Origin of the sequence: Rhizobium leguminosarum, assembly GCF_002953715.1 — a bacterium.
Taxonomy (GTDB): Bacteria; Pseudomonadota; Alphaproteobacteria; order Rhizobiales; family Rhizobiaceae; genus Rhizobium; species Rhizobium leguminosarum_V.
Genome location: NZ_CP025014.1, coordinates 421,780 through 437,646, shown reverse-complemented (window position 1 = coordinate 437,646; position 15,867 = coordinate 421,780). Strand labels below are relative to the sequence as shown.

Below are 15,867 nucleotides of genomic sequence, written 5' to 3'. Positions count from 1 at the left end.
TAAGTTGGGACAAAAATCGGGAGGCGTCAATAGAAAACGGGCCTCAAAGCGCGAGTATGAAATTAATTTTCATAGATCGGTAGCCGGCGGTCGATTGCTGGCTGCGACCGGCCGGACGCCGATTGCCAATGGCAATAGTGCGCATCTCTTGAAGCCGGGGCGGCGAATTCAGCGCCTGTCGCCGCAGGTAGCAATCGCGTCGGCAAGCTCACGCGGAACTCGCGAAATGTTGAAAAGAGCCGCGAGTTTACGTGTGTAGGATGGTGCGACAACCGGAGGCAAGGAGGAGCCATCATGACCCGAATGACAGCCAAGGATTTCCCTCAGGAACTTCTCGAACTCTACGATTATTACGCGCACGGGAGAATTACCAAGCGCGAGTTTCTCGACCGGGCCGGCAAATTCGCGGTCGGCGGCGTGACGGCAGCCGCCATTCTTGCGTCGCTGAGCCCTGATTATGCGCTGGCGACCCAGGTCGAGTTCACTGATCCCGATATATCGGCCGAGTACATCACCTATCCTTCGCCCAAAGGAAATGGAGATGTCCGCGGCTATCTCGTCCGCCCCAAAAACGCGACCGGCAAAGTCGCGGCCGTGGTGGTCGTTCACGAGAACAGGGGCCTGAACCCCTATATCGAGGATGTGGCGCGGCGCGTGGCGAAGGCGGGTTTCATCGCGTTGGCGCCGGATGGCCTCACCTCGGTCGGAGGTTACCCCGGCAATGACGAAAAGGGCCGGGAGCTCCAGCAGAAGGTCGACCCGGAAAAGCTGATGAACGATTTCTTCGCGGCGGTCGAATTTCTGATGCACAGCGATCTCACCACCGGCAAGGTCGGCATCACCGGCTTCTGCTATGGCGGCGGCGTTGCCAACGCTGCGGCGGTGGCCTATCCGGAGCTTGCCGCAGCCGTGCCCTTTTACGGCAGGCAGCCGCGCGCCGACGACGTGCCGAAGATCAAGGCGCCGTTGCTTCTCCACTATGCCGGGCTGGACAAGGGGATCAACGAAGGCTGGCCGGCCTATGAAGCTGCGCTGAAATCGTCTCAAAAAACCTACGAGGCCTATGTCTATCCCGACGTCAATCACGGCTTTCACAATGATTCCACACCCCGCTACGACGAAGCGGCAGCCAAGCTCGCCTGGCAGCGAACGGTCGACTGGTTTACGAAATACCTCGCCTGAGCAGGCCGCGGCCTGAACGATGCTGCGGGCGGGGAGCCATTCCCCGCCGCCTATCCGCCCCGTGGTGTGTCAAGGCGACTGACGGTCTGCAATCAGGCTCCAGAAGGGATCGTCGCCGGACAGGTTTTCCAAATCGGCAAGCCTGCGAAGCTGCAGGAAAGAGGCGCCGGACACATTCCGATTTCCCCAGCGCAAGCAGTCGATGAACTTGACTTCACGTTCATGAGCGCTCATCGGCGCTTCGAGCGATCCCTTCGCATGCAAGCGGGATTTGTTCAAAATGCGCCCGTCGCGCATCGTGACCGTGACGACATGCGGCAGGCGCTCCACGCCCTTTTCCTCATCGGCCGAATAGGACTGCATTTCGATGCGCGGCATGAATTCCCGGATTTCCGGCCGCCCAATCTCCTGCCGTGTAAAATCGGAAAGGCTAAGAGATCCCCTGAGGAAAGCTGTCGCCAGGCAATATTGCATTGAGAAGCGGGCCTGCATCTCGTCGGTGGGCTCGGGATAAGCGAGGTTGCGGGCAGCGGATATGCCGACTTTCGTCTCGATCCTGGCAATGTCGCCCGCCAAAAGCCCATGCTCCTGCTTCAGATCCAGAAGCGCGTCGATTGCGCGATGGGTGGAGGCGCAGCAGGGATGGCGCTTGGTCACCACACCCCGGCTTTCGACGATATGCTCCTCGTCGAATGTCAGGCCCTCCCAGCCCTTGGCATCATCGCCCCCGAAAAGATCGAGGAAGCCTTGCGGCCGTTCGAGGATATCCGCCCGCCCGCTCATCCCCGCAAGCGCCATGCGCGCCGCATCCACGGCATTGCGCGCGGCAATGCCGGCATGAAGCGGTTTGGCGGTCGTGCCGAATTGCCCTTTCGGGCCGCAGGCGAAGCTGGTCGCGAGGCTCATCGCCGCGACCAGGCTCTCTTCGCCGGCGCCGAGAAGCCGTGCCACGCCAGCCGCGGCCCCGATGCTGCCGACCGTCGCCGTTGCGTGCCAGCCCCTGTTGTAGTGAGAGGGATTGACGCCGAAGCCGACCGCCGCCTGCGCTTCCAGCCCGGCCAGGTAGGACTCGAGAAACCGTCTTCCGCTTGTCACCTTGCCGCTCGTCAGAACCGCCAGCAGCGCCGGTACCAGCACCGCGGAAGCATGCGCCCTTGCCGGATGGAAATTGTCATCGAAATCGAGCGCATGAGCCGCCGTTGCGTTGATGAGTGCGGCGAAAGAGGGCGAGGCGGAGCCGCCGGTGACGAGCCGCGCTTCGCCGCCTCCGGCGATTTCCCCGTCGAAGGCGCGGGTAAGCGCGGCAACGCTTTCATCGCCACTGCCTGCAATCATGCAGCCGATGGTGTCCACCGCAGCATCTCTTGCCCGATCCATCGCGAGGTCTGAGAACGTCGTTCGCGACAGGACCTGTTCCGCGATCTTCCGGAGAATGGTGGCCATTGACGAAAGTCTTTCCGTGAGTTTGGTTCTCAGCGGAAAATGTTCAACTTTCCGCAGGTCCGCAATCTTATGCGGTTTACGGGTAGGGCTATCGACATTGGAGATAGAATGGCGCGAGACACGAGTGCGGCGATCAGCCTGAAGCATATCGAGGCCTATGACGCCATCGCCGCGACGGGCTCGACGATCGCCGCTTCCGTCGAGCTTGGGATTTCGCAATCGAATGCCAGCCGCTTGTTGCAGCAACTGGAAGACTATCTCGGCGTCCGGCTTTTCGACCGGGAAAAGAACCGGCTTCAACCGACCCGCGAGGGGCTGCAGCTCGGCCCGGAAATCCGTGCCATTTCCGACCGGCTGCGCGCCTTGAAAACGGCGGCGATGGAGCTCGAGAGCGGCCGATCGCGCGAGATCATGCTGCGGCTCGCCTTTCCCGCCAGCCTTTCCTCGACGCTCATTCCGAAGCTGGTGAAGAACTTTCTCGCCGCGAATGGTCCGATGCGCGTCGAGGTCGCATCCGGCAGCTATCTGGCAATTGAACGGATGATGGCCGATGGCGAGGCCGATCTCGGCTTCGCGCGTCTGCCGCTGATGAGCCCGGGATTGAAACAGGAGAAAATCCTGTCGTCGCGGATCATTTGCGCCCTGCACAATGATCATCCCAAGGCCGGCAGCCGCCTCTTGTCTGTCGGCGACCTGAAGGGGCAGGATCTGATCATGCTGAACAGGGAGCGACCGGTTCGCCACGAGTTGGAGGCGTTGTTCTACAAGGCCGGCATCCGTCAACGCCCCTTGCTCGAGGCACATTCGGTGGCGAGTGCCTGCGCGCTGGCCGCCCAGGGGCTCGGCATTGCGCTGGTCGGCGAGATCATCGCCCGCGAATATGCGACGCTGCCGCTGCGGTTCATTCCGCTCGAACCGGAACTGCCGGTTGCCTACGCGCTGATCAGCGGAGAGAAATTTCCGATGCCCAAGGCCGCCAGCCTTTTCCTTCAAAGCATTTCGGACTGGGCATGATGACGATGCTTGAACTGTCCCGGGGGATCGCGAACGCATGAATATCAAGCAACTGGAAGTCCTGCGCACGCTTCTGGCGACGGGGTCGACGATTGCCACGGCAAAGACGATGGGGCTCAGTCAGTCCGGCGTCAGCCGCCTCCTCCAGCAGCTCGAGGCGGACCTTTCGATGTCGCTTTTCGTGCGCGACAAGGGCCGTCTCATCCCCACCCCCGAGGCCCTGCTTCTTGCCCGCGATGCCGAGACCATCTTGCTGGCGGTCGATCGGATGTCGGGCCACGCGGAGGACTTAAGAAGCGGCGCCGCCGGCCCGGAGATCGTCCGCATCGGCCTGCCGAGCAGCATGTGGGAGCATTTCGCGCCGGCAATGCTGGCCGATTACATCAGCGATTTTCCCGGTGTGCGGATCGAAACCTTCTTCGAGACGACGACTGCGATCAACAAGCTCGTCGAGCAGCGGGTGATCGATTTCGGCTTTCTGCGCATGGAGGGCGAGAGCGGACCGGGCATCGAGGTCGAGCGTGTCGCCACCGGCGAAAGCGTCTGCGTCGTACCGAAGGATCATCCCCTTGCGAAACTGGAGGAGATCACGGTCAGGAATTTGCGCGACGTGCCCCTCATTCTGATTGGCCGCCAACGGCCGAACCGCATGGCGCTCGACCAGACCTTCCGGCGGGCCGGCGTCAAGCAGATCGTCAAGATCGAGACGCATACCAACAGTTCCGCCTGTTCCTATGTCGCGCATGGCCTTGGGGTCACGATCATCAGCAGCTTTTATGCGAATCTCTATCGCCACCTGCCGGTGGTTCACCGTCCTTTCGTGCCACGCGCGACCCAGGAATTCGGATTGGCGCGGGCGGTCGGAACGCCACTCTCGATTGCCGCCCACGCTCTGAGCGACGCCTTGAAGCGACAGATCCGGCTTTCTCAAAAAGACGTTTAAAATCAAACTTTTAGCTTGCACCCTTACGCCAAGGCAGCCGTTTTGGTTGCGGCCGTATTCCGCATAGACTTATGACAGAATCGCATAATATTGCGGATATTTCCTCATTCGATCATAGTTTGCGGCAACGAAACCGATGGCGCCGGGCACTGTCCGTCGCCAATCGCGGGGAACAAAAATGCTGAAATTCGTTCTGAACCGCCTGTTGATGGCATTGCCGACGATCGTCCTCGTTTCGGTGACCGTCTTCACGCTGATCCGCTTCATACCCGGCGATCCGGCGGCACTGATGCTGGGTGATATGGCTGAGCCGGCTCAGATCGCGGCGATGCGCTCGGAACTCGGCCTCGACAAATCGTTGCCGCAACAGTTCCTGATCTGGACCGCCAATGTCGTGCAGGGTGACTTCGGCCGCTCGATCGTCAATGACGAGCCGGTTCTGCCGCTCGTCGCATCCCGTTTTCTGGTCAGCGCCGAAATCGTCGTCGTCGCCGTGCTTCTGGCGAGCCTCATCGCCGTGCCGGCCGGTGTCATCGCCGCCTGGCGGCAGAACAGTCTGACAGACCTGGCGCTGGTCGGCACGGCCACGATCCTGCTGTCGATCCCGACATTCTGGCTCGGCCTTCTGCTTCTGCTTTTCTTCGGCTTGAAACTCAGCTGGTTACCGGTCCTCGGCTATGTCTCGATCAGCAGCAACCTCACCGGCGGCCTGCTCTACCTCGTGCTGCCGATCATGACCCTGGTCATTCACGAGATGGGTGTGTTGATCCGCATGGCGCGCGCCTCGACGCTGGAAGTCCTGCGTCTCGACTATATCACCCACGCCCGGGCCAAGGGGCTTTCCGAGAGCGCCGTCCTTTGGCGGCACGCCTTCAAGAACGCCTTCGGCCCGACCTGGACAGTCATCGGTCTGATCCTCGGCAATCTCCTCGGCGGCATTGCCGTCATCGAGACGGTCTTCACCATTCCGGGGCTCGGGCGACTGATGGTCGACAGTATTTTTGCCCGCGATTACCCCGTGATCCAGGGTTGCCTGCTGTTCGTCTCGCTTTCCTATGTGCTGGTCAATTTGGTCGTCGACCTGCTCTATCCCCTGTTCGATCCGCGGGTAGTCGCCGAATGAAAAACGTCACGTTCAACGGCTTCATCGGCAGCATTCTGATTGCCGCATTGCTCATCTCCGCTGCGATCGGCCTTTTCTGGACCCCCTATGATCCGATGAAGCTCGGCTTCACGGCACGGCTGGCAGCGCCAAGCAGCGCCCACTGGCTCGGGACCGACGAATTCGGCCGGGACGTGCTCAGCCGCCTGATCGTCGGCGCCCGGGCGAGCGTCTGGATCGGCACCTTGACGGTCACATTCGCGACGGTCTGCGGCACGCTGATCGGTCTCGTCAGCGGTTACGCCCGCGGTTGGATCGATGCAGTCATCATGGCCGTCAACAATGCGCTTCTCGCCTTTCCGGGCATCCTTCTGGCGCTTGGATTGCTCGCCGTCTTCGGCGCCAACCAATATGGCATCATCTTCGCGCTGGGCATTGCGTATTCGCCCTCCATGGCCCGCGTTGTCCGGGGTGCCGTCCTGTCGCTGCGCGAGCGGGAATTCATCGAGGCCTCCAAGGTGATGGGCAATGGCGAGTTCTACACCATGTTCCGCCATATCCTCCCCAATTGCATCGCCCCGATCACCGTGCTTGCGACCTCGATGTTCGGCTGGGCGATCCTTTCGGAAAGTGCGCTCAGCTTTCTCGGTCTCGGCGTCCCGCCACCGGCGCCGACCTGGGGCAACATGCTGGCCGCCGGCCGACCATTCATCGAGCAGGCGGTCTGGCTGGGTCTGTTCCCGGGCCTGGCGATCGCCCTGACGCTCCTCGGCATCAATCTTCTGGGCGACGCTCTTCGGGACAAGCTTGATCCGCGGATGAGGGGGCTGAAATGACCAATAGAACGCTTTTGAATGTCCGCAACCTGTCGCTTCAGGTCACTGGCACCGGTGTGCAGGTCGTCAAGGACGTCAGTTTTGACGTCGCGCCAGGCGAGATCTTCGGCATCGTCGGAGAAAGCGGATCGGGCAAGACGCTGGCAACACGCGCCCTGATCTCGCTGCTGCCGGCACCCATCAAGGTGATCGGCGGCTCCGTTGCCTACAAGGGACGCGACGTGCTTTCCATGAACGGCGCGCAATTGCGCCAATTGCGTGGTGCGGAAATCGGCGTCGTCTTCCAGGAGCCGATGACCTCACTCAATCCCTCGATGACCGTCGGCCGCCAACTCGAAGAAGGGTTGCAGCTGCATACGAAACTTTCGCGGGAAGAACGGCGCAGCCGGATCCTCGACATGCTGAACCGGGTCGGGATCCGCGATCCCGCCGGGGCGCTCACTTCCTATCCGCATGAATTCTCGGGCGGCATGCGCCAGCGCATCATGCTGGCATCGGTCATGCTGCTGAAGCCGGCGCTCTTGATCGCCGACGAGCCGACGACGGCGCTCGATGCCGTGATCCAGCGCGACGTCATGGAATTGATGGTGGAGCTGACCCAGGCGGAAGGCACCGCCGTGCTGCTGATCAGTCACGACCTGCCGATGGTTGCCCGTTACACGAACCGCATCGTCGTCATGGAAAAGGGCGTGATCGTCGAAGAAGGACGCACCGCCGATCTGCTCGACGCACCGCAGCGTGCCTATACGAAGAAACTGCTTTCCTCCCTGCCGTTTCGCGGAGCGACGCGGACGATCGACAAGACCAAGGCGCCGATGGTCTCGGCGCGCGATATCGTCGTCGACTATCCGGGCCGGCGGTCGCTGATGAAGAAGGCAACGCCGAAACGGGCGCTGCATGGCGTCAGCATCGATATCCACGAGGGCGAAGTCGTGGCACTGGTCGGCGGTTCGGGTTCCGGCAAGACCACGCTCGGTCGCACCATTGCCGGACTGGTCCGGGAGAGCGAAGGCGATATCCGGTTCAAAGGACGCAGCCGCGACGACGACTGGATGGACTATCGGCTGAATTGCCAGATGGTTTTTCAGGATCCTTATTCCTCGCTCAATCCGCGCATGACCATCGTCGCGCTTGTGGAAGAAGCTCTGCGGCTCGTTCCCGATCTCGACACTGCGGCAAAGCGCAAGCGCGCCCTGGAGACGCTGGAAGAAGTCGGGCTTGGGGCCGACTACGCCGGGCGCTACCCGCATGAGCTTTCGGGCGGCCAGCGTCAGCGCGTAGCGATCGCCCGGGCCATTGCGCGCCGGCCGAAATTCCTGATCGCCGACGAACCGGTATCGGCCCTCGACGTGACGGTCCGGGCGCAGGTGCTCGAACTCCTGTCCGATCTGCAAAAACGCTACGGCTTTTCCTGCCTGTTCATCAGCCACGATCTCGGCGTGGTCGAACAGGTGGCCGATCGCGTCGTCGTCATGCAGGACGGCCGGATCATCGAGGAGGGCGACCGCGATACGGTTTTCGACAGCCCGAAGGAGGCCTATACGCAAAGGCTTCTCTCGGCCATCCCCGCTCTGGACCACAATGCTCAGGGCGGCGTGATCCTCAAATGGCGCCTGGAGAACTGACATGACGACGATGATTGAATCCGCAAAGCTCGCGGAGCGATTGAACGCGATCTGCGATGCCCAGCCTTTCGTGACGCGCTTCATGGTGCGTGCGCTTGGTAGCGCTGAAACGATCGGCAGAGGTGCGGACGAGGAAACACCCTCCGCCAGTACCCGAAAGACCTCGATCATGATGGCGGCCCTGAAGGCCGCGCATGAGGGCCGCCTGGATCTGGACGAGCGGATCACCTACGAAAAGCGCTTCGCCGAGGAAGTGGCGAGCGGGATGTTCCGCTATCTGACGCCCGGTATCGTCATATCGCTGCGCGATGCCATCACCGGCATGATGGTGCTGAGCGACAATGTCTGCACCAAGATGGTCTTCGAAAGGCTGACGCTCGAAGAGGTCGACGGTTATTGCAAGTCGATCGGCATGTCAGGCACCAACCATCGCTTCCTCATCCCTCCCTTGGCGCTGTCGCCCGATCATTCTTTGAAAGCCGTCACCACGACGACGGCACGGGATCAGGTCTATCTGCTGCAGACCATCCTGGATGCCCAGGATTCGCGGGAAGCCGCGGACCGGCTCGGCTCCTCGCAGGCGCTGTGCGCTTACGCGCTTCAAACCCTGAAGAACCAGATCCTGCGTTATGCCATTCCTTCCCGGCTGCCATTCGGTGCGCTCGTCGCCCACAAGGGTGGCACGGGAAAGCGCGGCCGCATGAATGCCGGTATCGTCTATCGCGACGGGACCCCCTTCTACATCATCGCCGCCTATACCGACGACGTGCCGCAGGAAATGCCGGACGGCACCCCTGGCTATACGGTCGCGCTTGAAACCATCGGCAGGCTTTCACGCGCCTGCTGGGATGAACTCCAATCCTAACAATCCATAAAAGAGGGTAGAACAATGCATAAGCTTCTTCTTGCAGGGACCATGTTGATGGCGATGACCGGCGTGGTCGACGCCCGCGACATCGTCGTGGCGCAAAGTTCCGATCTGCGCAGTGCCAATCCGGGCGTCAACCGCGACGGCAATACCGATGGCGTCATCCTGCATATCGTCGAAGGGCTCGTAGGCTACGCCAACAACGGCGAGGTCAAGCCGCTGCTGGCAAAGAGCTTCGAAGTTTCGGCGGATGGGCTGACCTACAGCTTCAAACTGCGTGACGACGTCAAATTCCATAACGGCAAGAAATTGACCGCCGATGACGTCGTGTGGAACTGGAACCGCTATCTCAAGCCTGAAACGAAATGGACCTGCCTTCCCGATTTCGACGGCAGCGGATCCGTGCATGTTACCGGGGTCAAGGCAGTCGATGCTTCGACCGTCACCATCACGCTGGAAAAACCATCCGCGGTTTTCCTTGGCCTGATGTCGCGCCCCGAATGCGGTTACACCGGGATGATTTCGCCGGAATCGGTCGGCGCGGATGGCAGCTTTATCAAGCCGATCGGTACCGGTCCCTTCAAATGGGATGAATGGAAGAAGGGCGAGTATATCCATCTCGCCAAGTTCGACGATTATGTCTCGCCCCAGAACGACGGCAAGCCCGACGGCATGGTCGGATCCAAACGCCCTCTCGTCGATGGCATCAAGTTCATGGTCATTCCCGATGCTTCGACCGTAAAGGCCGGCCTTCAGTCCGGCGTGCTCGATACCGCGGAGATTTCGCCGGATCTCATTCCCGAATTCAAGACGAGCGACACGATGCAACTGATCGTGGCTCGCAACAACGGCAAAAATCTCTTCTACATCCAGACGCGCGACAAGGTTCTGAGCAATCCCGGCGTGCGCCGCGCCATGGCGATGGCGCTCGATCTCGACCAGCTCGTCGAGGCCGCCTCGAATGGCACCGGCGCAGCCAACGGTTCGATGGTTTCTCAAGACTCGCTCTATTTCGACGATGTCCAGAAGGAGCGTCTGCCCTACGACATCGAGGCCGCGAAGAAAGAGCTTGCGACGGCCGGCTATAAGGGCGAGCCGATTACCATCATCGCCAACAAGCGCAGCAACGTGCCAAGCTTCCCGGCCGCGGTGATGGCGCAGGCCATGATGCAGCAGGCAGGTCTCAATGTGCAGATCGAGGTGCTCGACTATGCGACGCAGGTCGATCGCCGCCGGTCCGGCAACTATCAGATCATCTCGCAATCAGTCGCGCCGCGGCTCGATCCGGCGCTGATGTACGGCTTCTATGTCGGCAACAAGGACAAGAATGCGTCGTTGATGTGGGATGATCCAAAGGCAGTCGAGTTGATGAAGGCCGCCTATGCGGAACCCGACCAGACGAAGCGTCAGGCGATTTTCGACGAGTTTCACACGCTGATGCTCAAGGAAATGCCAGGCATCTTCCTCTATGACATGGTCGATGTCTGGGGCGCGACCAAGAAGCTGAAGGGCCAGCCCGTCTGGCAATCGAATGCCCGTCTTTGGGAAGTTTCGCTCGACAACTAATCCTGAACTGCCGCGCCCGGTGGTCGGGCGCCGCCATCCCACTTCGACAGTCAACAGGAGATCCGGCAGGCAGACCTGCCGGGTCCGGTGCAACACATCCCTGTGGCGGCAGGGCAGACAGCGAGGAATACCATGAATCTTGACGCGATCAGCTCCATTGCCGCGACGATCGAAAAGATGAAGCCGGATTATACCGCCCTCAGCGACAGTATCTGGGACTTCGCGGAACTGAAATTCGAGGAGCGGCGCTCGTCGCAATTGCTGGCAAGGACACTCGAGGAAAACGGCTTTGCCGTGCACCGCGGCGTCGCAGGCATGGAAACGGCCTTCATCGGCGAATCCGGCAGCGGCAAGCCGGTGATTGCCTTCCTCGGAGAATACGATGCCCTGGCCGGAATGAGCCAGACCGCCGACCTAGCCGAGCCTTTTCCCGAGGCGGCGGGAGCAACCGGTCACGGCTGCGGGCACAATCTGCTTGGCGTCGGATCGCTGATGGCCGCGGTTGCGCTTGCCCGCCACCTCAAGGAGAACAACCTGCCCGGAACAGTGCGCTATTACGGCTGCCCGGGAGAGGAGGGCGGTTCCGGCAAGACCTTTATGGTTCGTGCCGGCGCGTTCGATGACGTCGATGCCGCCCTGACCTGGCATCCGGCTCCGTTCAACGGTGTTCGCTCGACGAACAATCTTGCCGTTCTCGAATATTACTATCGCTTCAGGGGTGTCGCGGCACATGCGGCCAACAGCGCCCATCTCGGCCGCTCGGCGCTCGATGCGGTCGAACTCATGAATGTCGGCGTCAATTTCCTGCGGGAACACATGCCGCAGGATTGTCGCGTTCACTACGCGATCACCGACACCGGCGGCAGGGCCGCCAATGTCGTGCAGGCTAGCGCCGAGGTTCTCTATCTGATCAGAGCGCCTGATATGCCGCAGGCGCTTGAGCTTGCTGGGCGGGTCGAGAAGGTTGCACGAGGTGCGGCGATGATGACCGAAACCGAGGTCGCGATCGTATTCGACACCGCCTCGACGAACCTGCTTCCCAACATCACGCTTGAAACGGCGATGCACGAGAACATGGTCGCGCTCGGGCCGATAGCCTTCGACGAGGCCGACATCGCCTTCGCCAGGAAAATCCAGGATACCTTCACACCCGAAGCGATCAGGAGCAGCATCCGCCTCTATCAGATCAAGGGCGATGTGTTCTCCAACGCCAAGGTCGATGGCTCGGCGCCCCTGCACACCGGCCTGCGGAATTTCGAGGGACAATCGCATTTCCGGGCCGGATCGACCGATGTCGGCGATGTCAGCTGGGTGACGCCGACCGCGCAATGCTGGGCGCCAGCCTGGGCGATCGGCACCAATCCCCATACCTGGCAGGTCGTCGCGCAGGGAAAAAGCCCGGCCGCGCACAAAGCCATGGCGCATGCGGCCAAGACGCTTGCGACAACGGGGCTCGCATTGATGTCGTCATCCGACCTTCTGGCAGCCGCGACGGCCGAGTGGCGGGAAAAGACCAGCGGCAAAGCCTATGTGTGCCCGATCCCTGACGATGTGATGCCTGCAACAGTTCACAGCCGGTAGTTCCCGGCCGCTCGGGCTTCCCGGCTATTTCCGCTTGTCGGGCGCGTGCCTGCTCGTCTTAGCCGCTCTTGCAATAGCAAATACGGCGGGGAGCCATTCCCTTCCGTCCATCCGTCCCCTTGCGACCGGCCGATGAAATTGCCCGGTCGCAATGGCACCGGAATCTTAACGCGGCGCTTGGCTATTGCGAGCCGCCGGCTTTGCGTCGTCGCCGGCTGACCATCATTCCGCCGACGATGAGAACAATTCCGGCCGCGTTCGCCCAAAATGATGCGGGAACGGCGCTGATATAATCAAACGCTACCCCTGTTACCATCTGGCCACCGATGATCAGCAGGGCCGAATTAACCGCACCTATTCGGGCAATGACCCAACTGCCCGCCGCCACGAAAACAACGCCGATGGAACCACCCAGATAGGCATACCAAGGCGCCTCGGCAGCGCCCGCAGGAAGCAGGCCTCCGACAAAGAGACCAAGGCAGGTGAGGACAGCAAAGCCTATGGCATGATTCCAGAAGGATGCAATCAGCGGCGTGGTGGATATGCTCAACCGCCCATTGAGCTGACGACTGAGGCCGACGAGCACACCGCCCAGGCAAGCCAGGAGAATGAACACCGTCACGCCGCACCTCGGCCAAACAGGATAATGAGCGCAGCCCCCGTGACGACCAAGCCGAGTGCTACGATGTCTCGTGTATCTGGACGCCGCTTTGGCAGACCAAACAATCCCCAACTGTCGGCCGCGACGCTGAAAGCGACCTGGCCTGCCAAACCCAAAGCCAAGGTGCCGGAGAGCCCGAGCGGTGAGTTGACCGCGGTCGAAGTCAGAATGACCGTTGCCGCGCCGGATATCCCACCGAAATAAGCCCACCAAGGCGCGTTGGGGGCTTTTTCTGGCCTCGGCGTGCGTCGGCGATGGACCACCAGGAGAAGAATGACGGCTGCTATGATGCCTGTGCCGTGAGCGATCCACGATGAGAACAGGGGATTCCCATAACGGGCCAACTCCCCATTGAGGTGCACCATGAACGTCAGGAGCCCACCCGTGGCAAAAGCTCCGATGAAATAGATGGGATGCGAATTACGCGCTGCTTCGGTGGTCATTGTAGATCCCGTCAAAGAATCGATTGCGCCCGATATTTTTCAAATTGCCACTAAGGCCATTCATCGGCATTTTCAGCAAGATGATTAGCACCGTCCGATCGACGCATGGTTGGTGTATTTGACAGGCTAAATTCGAGCGATGTCCCATAATGCAAGATGATGCCATGTCCGCGGAACTTGATTGTCCAGACGCCTCCACGATGCCGAAAGCCGGATTGTCGGAAATCCTCGCTCCTGGCCTTTCCGTGGTTTTCTGCGGATTGAATCCGGCTCTGTCCGCCGTTCGCGATGGGCATAATTTCTCGAACCCGAGCAACCGTTTTTGGCGGGTCTTGCATCTGGCTGGATTTACACCGCGGTTGCTGCGCGCTGATGAAGAGCACGCGCTATTGCAATATGGCTGTGGTCTGACATCGGCGGTTTCACGTCCCACGAAAAGCGCAAGCGAGCTCAAGAGGCAGGATTATCTCAGCGCCGCGCCCGTCCTGGAAAACAAGATACGAAAGTTTGCGCCAGCCAATCTGGCCTTTCTTGGAAAGGCGGCATACGCGGCCATCAGTCTTCGAGCCGATGTTGAATGGGGGCGGCAGCCCGAGGAATTTGCCGGCGCCGTCATATGGCTGTTGCCAAATCCGAGTGGCCTCAACAGAGCCTTCACCTTGACGACATTGACCGAACACTATCTCGAGCTGAGATTGACGTTGTAGCCATCCTCCGTCGATCTCGAGATTGCGGTGATCGTCATTCGGGAGAAATGTCATGGTACACTTGCTTTCGGTCAATGTAGGCCTGCCGCGCGACGTCACCTGGCAAGGCAAGATCGTCAACACGGCCATTTGGAAGACGCCGGTCGACGGCCCGCGTATGGTGCGGCGCCTGAACGTGGACGGCGATGGACAAGGCGACCTGGCCGGCCACGGCGGCGAACGCCGCGCAGTCTTTGTCTATCAAATCGAGTCCTATCGGTACTGGCAGGAGCAATTGCGCCGAGACGACTTCGTCTACGGGCAGTTCGGCGAGAATTTCACCGTCGATGGCTTGCCCGACGCCGAGGTATGCATTGGAGACCGTTACCGGATCGGCGGCGCTTTGTTCGAAGTGACGCAACCACGCGTCACCTGTTACCGGCTCGGCATACGCATGGACGAGCCGGAGATGGCTGCGCTGGTGGTCAAACACGGTCGGCCTGGTTTCTATTTCCGTGTGATGGAGGAAGGGGAAGTGCAGGCCGGCGACGAGATCACGAAAGTGGCGTCCGGGCCTGAGGGCATGAGCGTTTTCGAGATCAACGCATTGCTTTATATGCCGGGCCACCCCCGCGATCAGTTGGAACGTGCGCTGCGCATCCCGGCACTGAGCCCAGGCTGGCGTCGTTCTTTCCAAGCGCTGCTCAAGCAGGAGCGGAAGCAGGGCGCGACGACAGGAAATGCCGGGCTGACAGCCGCGTCCGGCACACCTCCGGCATGGCGCGGGTTCCGCCCGCTGCGTGTGTCGCGCAAGGTGCGCGAAAGCGGCAGCGTGGTTTCCCTCGTACTCGAACCTGCGGATGGCCAACCTGTTTCCGCCGCACTCCCCGGGCAGTTCGTGGTGCTACGGCTCGGGCCGGCTTCGGCGCCTGCGCTGATGCGTAGCTATTCGCTGTCAGGCGAGCCCGGCGCCACCCGCTATCGCGTCAGCGTCAAGCGGGAGGCCCATGGCGCAGCCAGCGGCTACATCGACGACGAGCTGCAGGTTGGCGACATCGTGCAGGCAAGTGCTGCACGCGGCAGTTTCACATTGCGGCCGGGCGATAGGCCGGTTGTTCTGATGAGTGCCGGGATCGGAGTGACGCCGGTGCTGGCGATGCTTCATGTTTTGGCGGCCGAAGCATCAACGCGGGAGGTCTGGTGGTTATATGGAACCCGCAATGGCCGCGAACATCCGTTTGCCGAGGAGGCGCGCGGGCTGCTTAAGGCGCTCGCTCATCATCACAGCCACATTTGCTACAGCTCTCCCGACCCCAAGGATCGGCCTGATATAGATTTCGACGCTCGCGGCCATCTGGATGCGCAGGCGCTCAAATCGCTCAACCTGCCGCGCGATTGTGACGTCTATGTCTGCGGACCGTCGAGCTTCATGAGCGATCTGACCGTCGGCCTTGCAGCCTTGGGCATCGCGCCGGATCGCATCCGCACCGAGATGTTTGGCGCCGGTCCTGCGATGACCCCCGGCATAGCTGCCTCATCTCGCCGGCAGCCACATTTGCCGGCAGGGCTTCCAGGCTCGGGGCCGCTGGTGTCGTTTGCCCGCACCGGTCTCAATGTGCGCTGGGAGCCGACATTCCAGAGCTTGCTCGAACTGGCCGAGGCCTGCGACGTACCGGTGCGATGGTCGTGCCGAACCGGCGTCTGTCACACTTGCGAGACCGGACTTGTGGAAGGAAGCGTCGGCTACCGGCCGGACCCCGTCGACGCGCCGGCGGATGGGAATGTGCTGATTTGCTGCGCAAAACCTGAGGGCGACATCGTGATTGATTTGTAATGCCTGGACGAACGCGCCGACCGTGATTCTTGATCACGAGCGGTAATGGCCTGGTGTCGTCATTGCCTTGCAAGCATGGAGGA

General features: G+C 61.1%; 14 protein-coding genes. 11 read left to right on the top strand and 3 right to left on the bottom strand.

Going from position 1 to position 15,867, the window contains the following annotated elements; genetic code table 11:
• Nucleotides 1-294 precede the first annotated feature (294 nt).
• A complete protein-coding gene (yghX, locus tag CUJ84_RS31615; protein ID WP_105009532.1) occupies nucleotides 295-1,182 on the top strand; it encodes a YghX family hydrolase in 888 nt (295 codons plus the stop codon).
• A 69-nt stretch (nucleotides 1,183-1,251) separates the two neighbouring features.
• On the opposite strand, the gene CUJ84_RS31610 is transcribed toward yghX, so the two are convergent.
• Nucleotides 1,252-2,625 carry an MmgE/PrpD family protein gene (locus tag CUJ84_RS31610; protein ID WP_105009531.1) on the bottom strand — a complete coding sequence of 458 codons (1,374 nt, stop codon included), beginning with the start codon at nucleotides 2,623-2,625 and terminating at the stop codon, nucleotides 1,252-1,254.
• A 39-nt stretch (nucleotides 2,626-2,664) separates the two neighbouring features.
• Here CUJ84_RS31610 and CUJ84_RS31605 point away from each other — a divergent pair, with 39 nt between their 5' ends.
• From CUJ84_RS31605 to CUJ84_RS31570, 8 genes are all read left to right on the top strand, one after another.
• On the top strand, nucleotides 2,665-3,639 hold the full coding sequence (locus CUJ84_RS31605; RefSeq protein WP_199788862.1) for a LysR family transcriptional regulator: 975 nt from the start codon (nucleotides 2,665-2,667) through the stop codon (nucleotides 3,637-3,639).
• A 37-nt stretch (nucleotides 3,640-3,676) separates the two neighbouring features.
• Nucleotides 3,677-4,582, top strand: a complete 906-nt coding sequence (locus CUJ84_RS31600) for a LysR family transcriptional regulator (protein WP_105009529.1) — start codon at nucleotides 3,677-3,679, stop codon at nucleotides 4,580-4,582.
• Nucleotides 4,583-4,760: 178 nt separating this feature from the next.
• On the top strand, nucleotides 4,761-5,705 hold the full coding sequence (locus CUJ84_RS31595) for an ABC transporter permease (protein ID WP_105009528.1): 945 nt from the start codon (nucleotides 4,761-4,763) through the stop codon (nucleotides 5,703-5,705).
• Nucleotides 5,702-6,520 carry an ABC transporter permease gene (locus CUJ84_RS31590; RefSeq protein WP_105009527.1) on the top strand — a complete coding sequence of 273 codons (819 nt, stop codon included), beginning with the start codon at nucleotides 5,702-5,704 and terminating at the stop codon, nucleotides 6,518-6,520. The genes CUJ84_RS31595 and CUJ84_RS31590 overlap by 4 nt, the downstream gene beginning before the upstream one ends.
• Complete coding sequence (locus CUJ84_RS31585) at nucleotides 6,517-8,145, top strand: ABC transporter ATP-binding protein (RefSeq protein ID WP_105009526.1); 1,629 nt, start codon at nucleotides 6,517-6,519, stop codon at nucleotides 8,143-8,145. Before CUJ84_RS31590 ends, CUJ84_RS31585 begins: the two co-directional genes overlap by 4 nt.
• Before the next feature lies 1 nt (nucleotide 8,146).
• Nucleotides 8,147-9,010: a serine hydrolase gene (locus CUJ84_RS31580; RefSeq protein WP_105009525.1), complete on the top strand. Its 864-nt coding sequence runs from the start codon at nucleotides 8,147-8,149 to the stop codon at nucleotides 9,008-9,010.
• A gap of 24 nt (nucleotides 9,011-9,034) precedes the next feature.
• Nucleotides 9,035-10,579, top strand: a complete 1,545-nt coding sequence (locus CUJ84_RS31575) for an ABC transporter substrate-binding protein (protein ID WP_105009524.1) — start codon at nucleotides 9,035-9,037, stop codon at nucleotides 10,577-10,579.
• 132 nt (nucleotides 10,580-10,711) lie between these two features.
• Nucleotides 10,712-12,160: a M20 family metallopeptidase gene (locus tag CUJ84_RS31570; protein ID WP_105009523.1), complete on the top strand. Its 1,449-nt coding sequence runs from the start codon at nucleotides 10,712-10,714 to the stop codon at nucleotides 12,158-12,160.
• A gap of 181 nt (nucleotides 12,161-12,341) precedes the next feature.
• On the opposite strand, the gene CUJ84_RS31565 is transcribed toward CUJ84_RS31570, so the two are convergent.
• Both CUJ84_RS31565 and CUJ84_RS31560 read right to left on the bottom strand, forming a co-directional pair.
• A complete protein-coding gene (locus CUJ84_RS31565) occupies nucleotides 12,342-12,782 on the bottom strand; it encodes a DMT family transporter (RefSeq protein WP_105009522.1) in 441 nt (146 codons plus the stop codon).
• Nucleotides 12,779-13,264 carry a DMT family transporter gene (locus CUJ84_RS31560; protein WP_105009521.1) on the bottom strand — a complete coding sequence of 162 codons (486 nt, stop codon included), beginning with the start codon at nucleotides 13,262-13,264 and terminating at the stop codon, nucleotides 12,779-12,781. Before CUJ84_RS31560 ends, CUJ84_RS31565 begins: the two co-directional genes overlap by 4 nt.
• 164 nt (nucleotides 13,265-13,428) lie before the next feature.
• Here CUJ84_RS31560 and mug point away from each other — a divergent pair, with 164 nt between their 5' ends.
• The gene (gene mug / locus CUJ84_RS31555; RefSeq protein ID WP_245457605.1) at nucleotides 13,429-13,971 is read left to right on the top strand and encodes a G/U mismatch-specific DNA glycosylase; all 543 of its coding nucleotides are present in this window, start codon (nucleotides 13,429-13,431) and stop codon (nucleotides 13,969-13,971) included.
• Between the two features lie 52 nt (nucleotides 13,972-14,023).
• Nucleotides 14,024-15,784: an MOSC and FAD-binding oxidoreductase domain-containing protein gene (locus CUJ84_RS31550; protein WP_105009519.1), complete on the top strand. Its 1,761-nt coding sequence runs from the start codon at nucleotides 14,024-14,026 to the stop codon at nucleotides 15,782-15,784.
• Nucleotides 15,785-15,867 lie beyond the last annotated feature (83 nt).

Excerpts from the sequence above, each read along its gene's own strand:
- CUJ84_RS31600 (WP_105009529.1), top strand. The coding sequence starts at position 3,677 with ATGAATATCAAGCAACTGGAAGTCCTGCGCACGCTTCTGGCGACGGGG.
- CUJ84_RS31570 (WP_105009523.1), top strand. The coding sequence starts at position 10,712 with ATGAATCTTGACGCGATCAGCTCCATTGCCGCGACGATCGAAAAGATG.
- CUJ84_RS31575 (WP_105009524.1), top strand. The coding sequence starts at position 9,035 with ATGCATAAGCTTCTTCTTGCAGGGACCATGTTGATGGCGATGACCGGC.
- CUJ84_RS31595 (WP_105009528.1), top strand. The coding sequence starts at position 4,761 with ATGCTGAAATTCGTTCTGAACCGCCTGTTGATGGCATTGCCGACGATC.
- CUJ84_RS31550 (WP_105009519.1), top strand. The coding sequence starts at position 14,024 with ATGGTACACTTGCTTTCGGTCAATGTAGGCCTGCCGCGCGACGTCACC.
- CUJ84_RS31590 (WP_105009527.1), top strand. The coding sequence starts at position 5,702 with ATGAAAAACGTCACGTTCAACGGCTTCATCGGCAGCATTCTGATTGCC.
- mug (WP_245457605.1), top strand. The coding sequence starts at position 13,429 with ATGTCCGCGGAACTTGATTGTCCAGACGCCTCCACGATGCCGAAAGCC.
- CUJ84_RS31585 (WP_105009526.1), top strand. The coding sequence starts at position 6,517 with ATGACCAATAGAACGCTTTTGAATGTCCGCAACCTGTCGCTTCAGGTC.
- yghX (WP_105009532.1), top strand. The coding sequence starts at position 295 with ATGACCCGAATGACAGCCAAGGATTTCCCTCAGGAACTTCTCGAACTC.
- CUJ84_RS31580 (WP_105009525.1), top strand. The coding sequence starts at position 8,147 with ATGACGACGATGATTGAATCCGCAAAGCTCGCGGAGCGATTGAACGCG.
- CUJ84_RS31560 (WP_105009521.1), bottom strand. The coding sequence starts at position 13,264 with ATGACCACCGAAGCAGCGCGTAATTCGCATCCCATCTATTTCATCGGA.
- CUJ84_RS31610 (WP_105009531.1), bottom strand. The coding sequence starts at position 2,625 with ATGGCCACCATTCTCCGGAAGATCGCGGAACAGGTCCTGTCGCGAACG.
- CUJ84_RS31605 (WP_199788862.1), top strand. The coding sequence starts at position 2,665 with ATGTTCAACTTTCCGCAGGTCCGCAATCTTATGCGGTTTACGGGTAGG.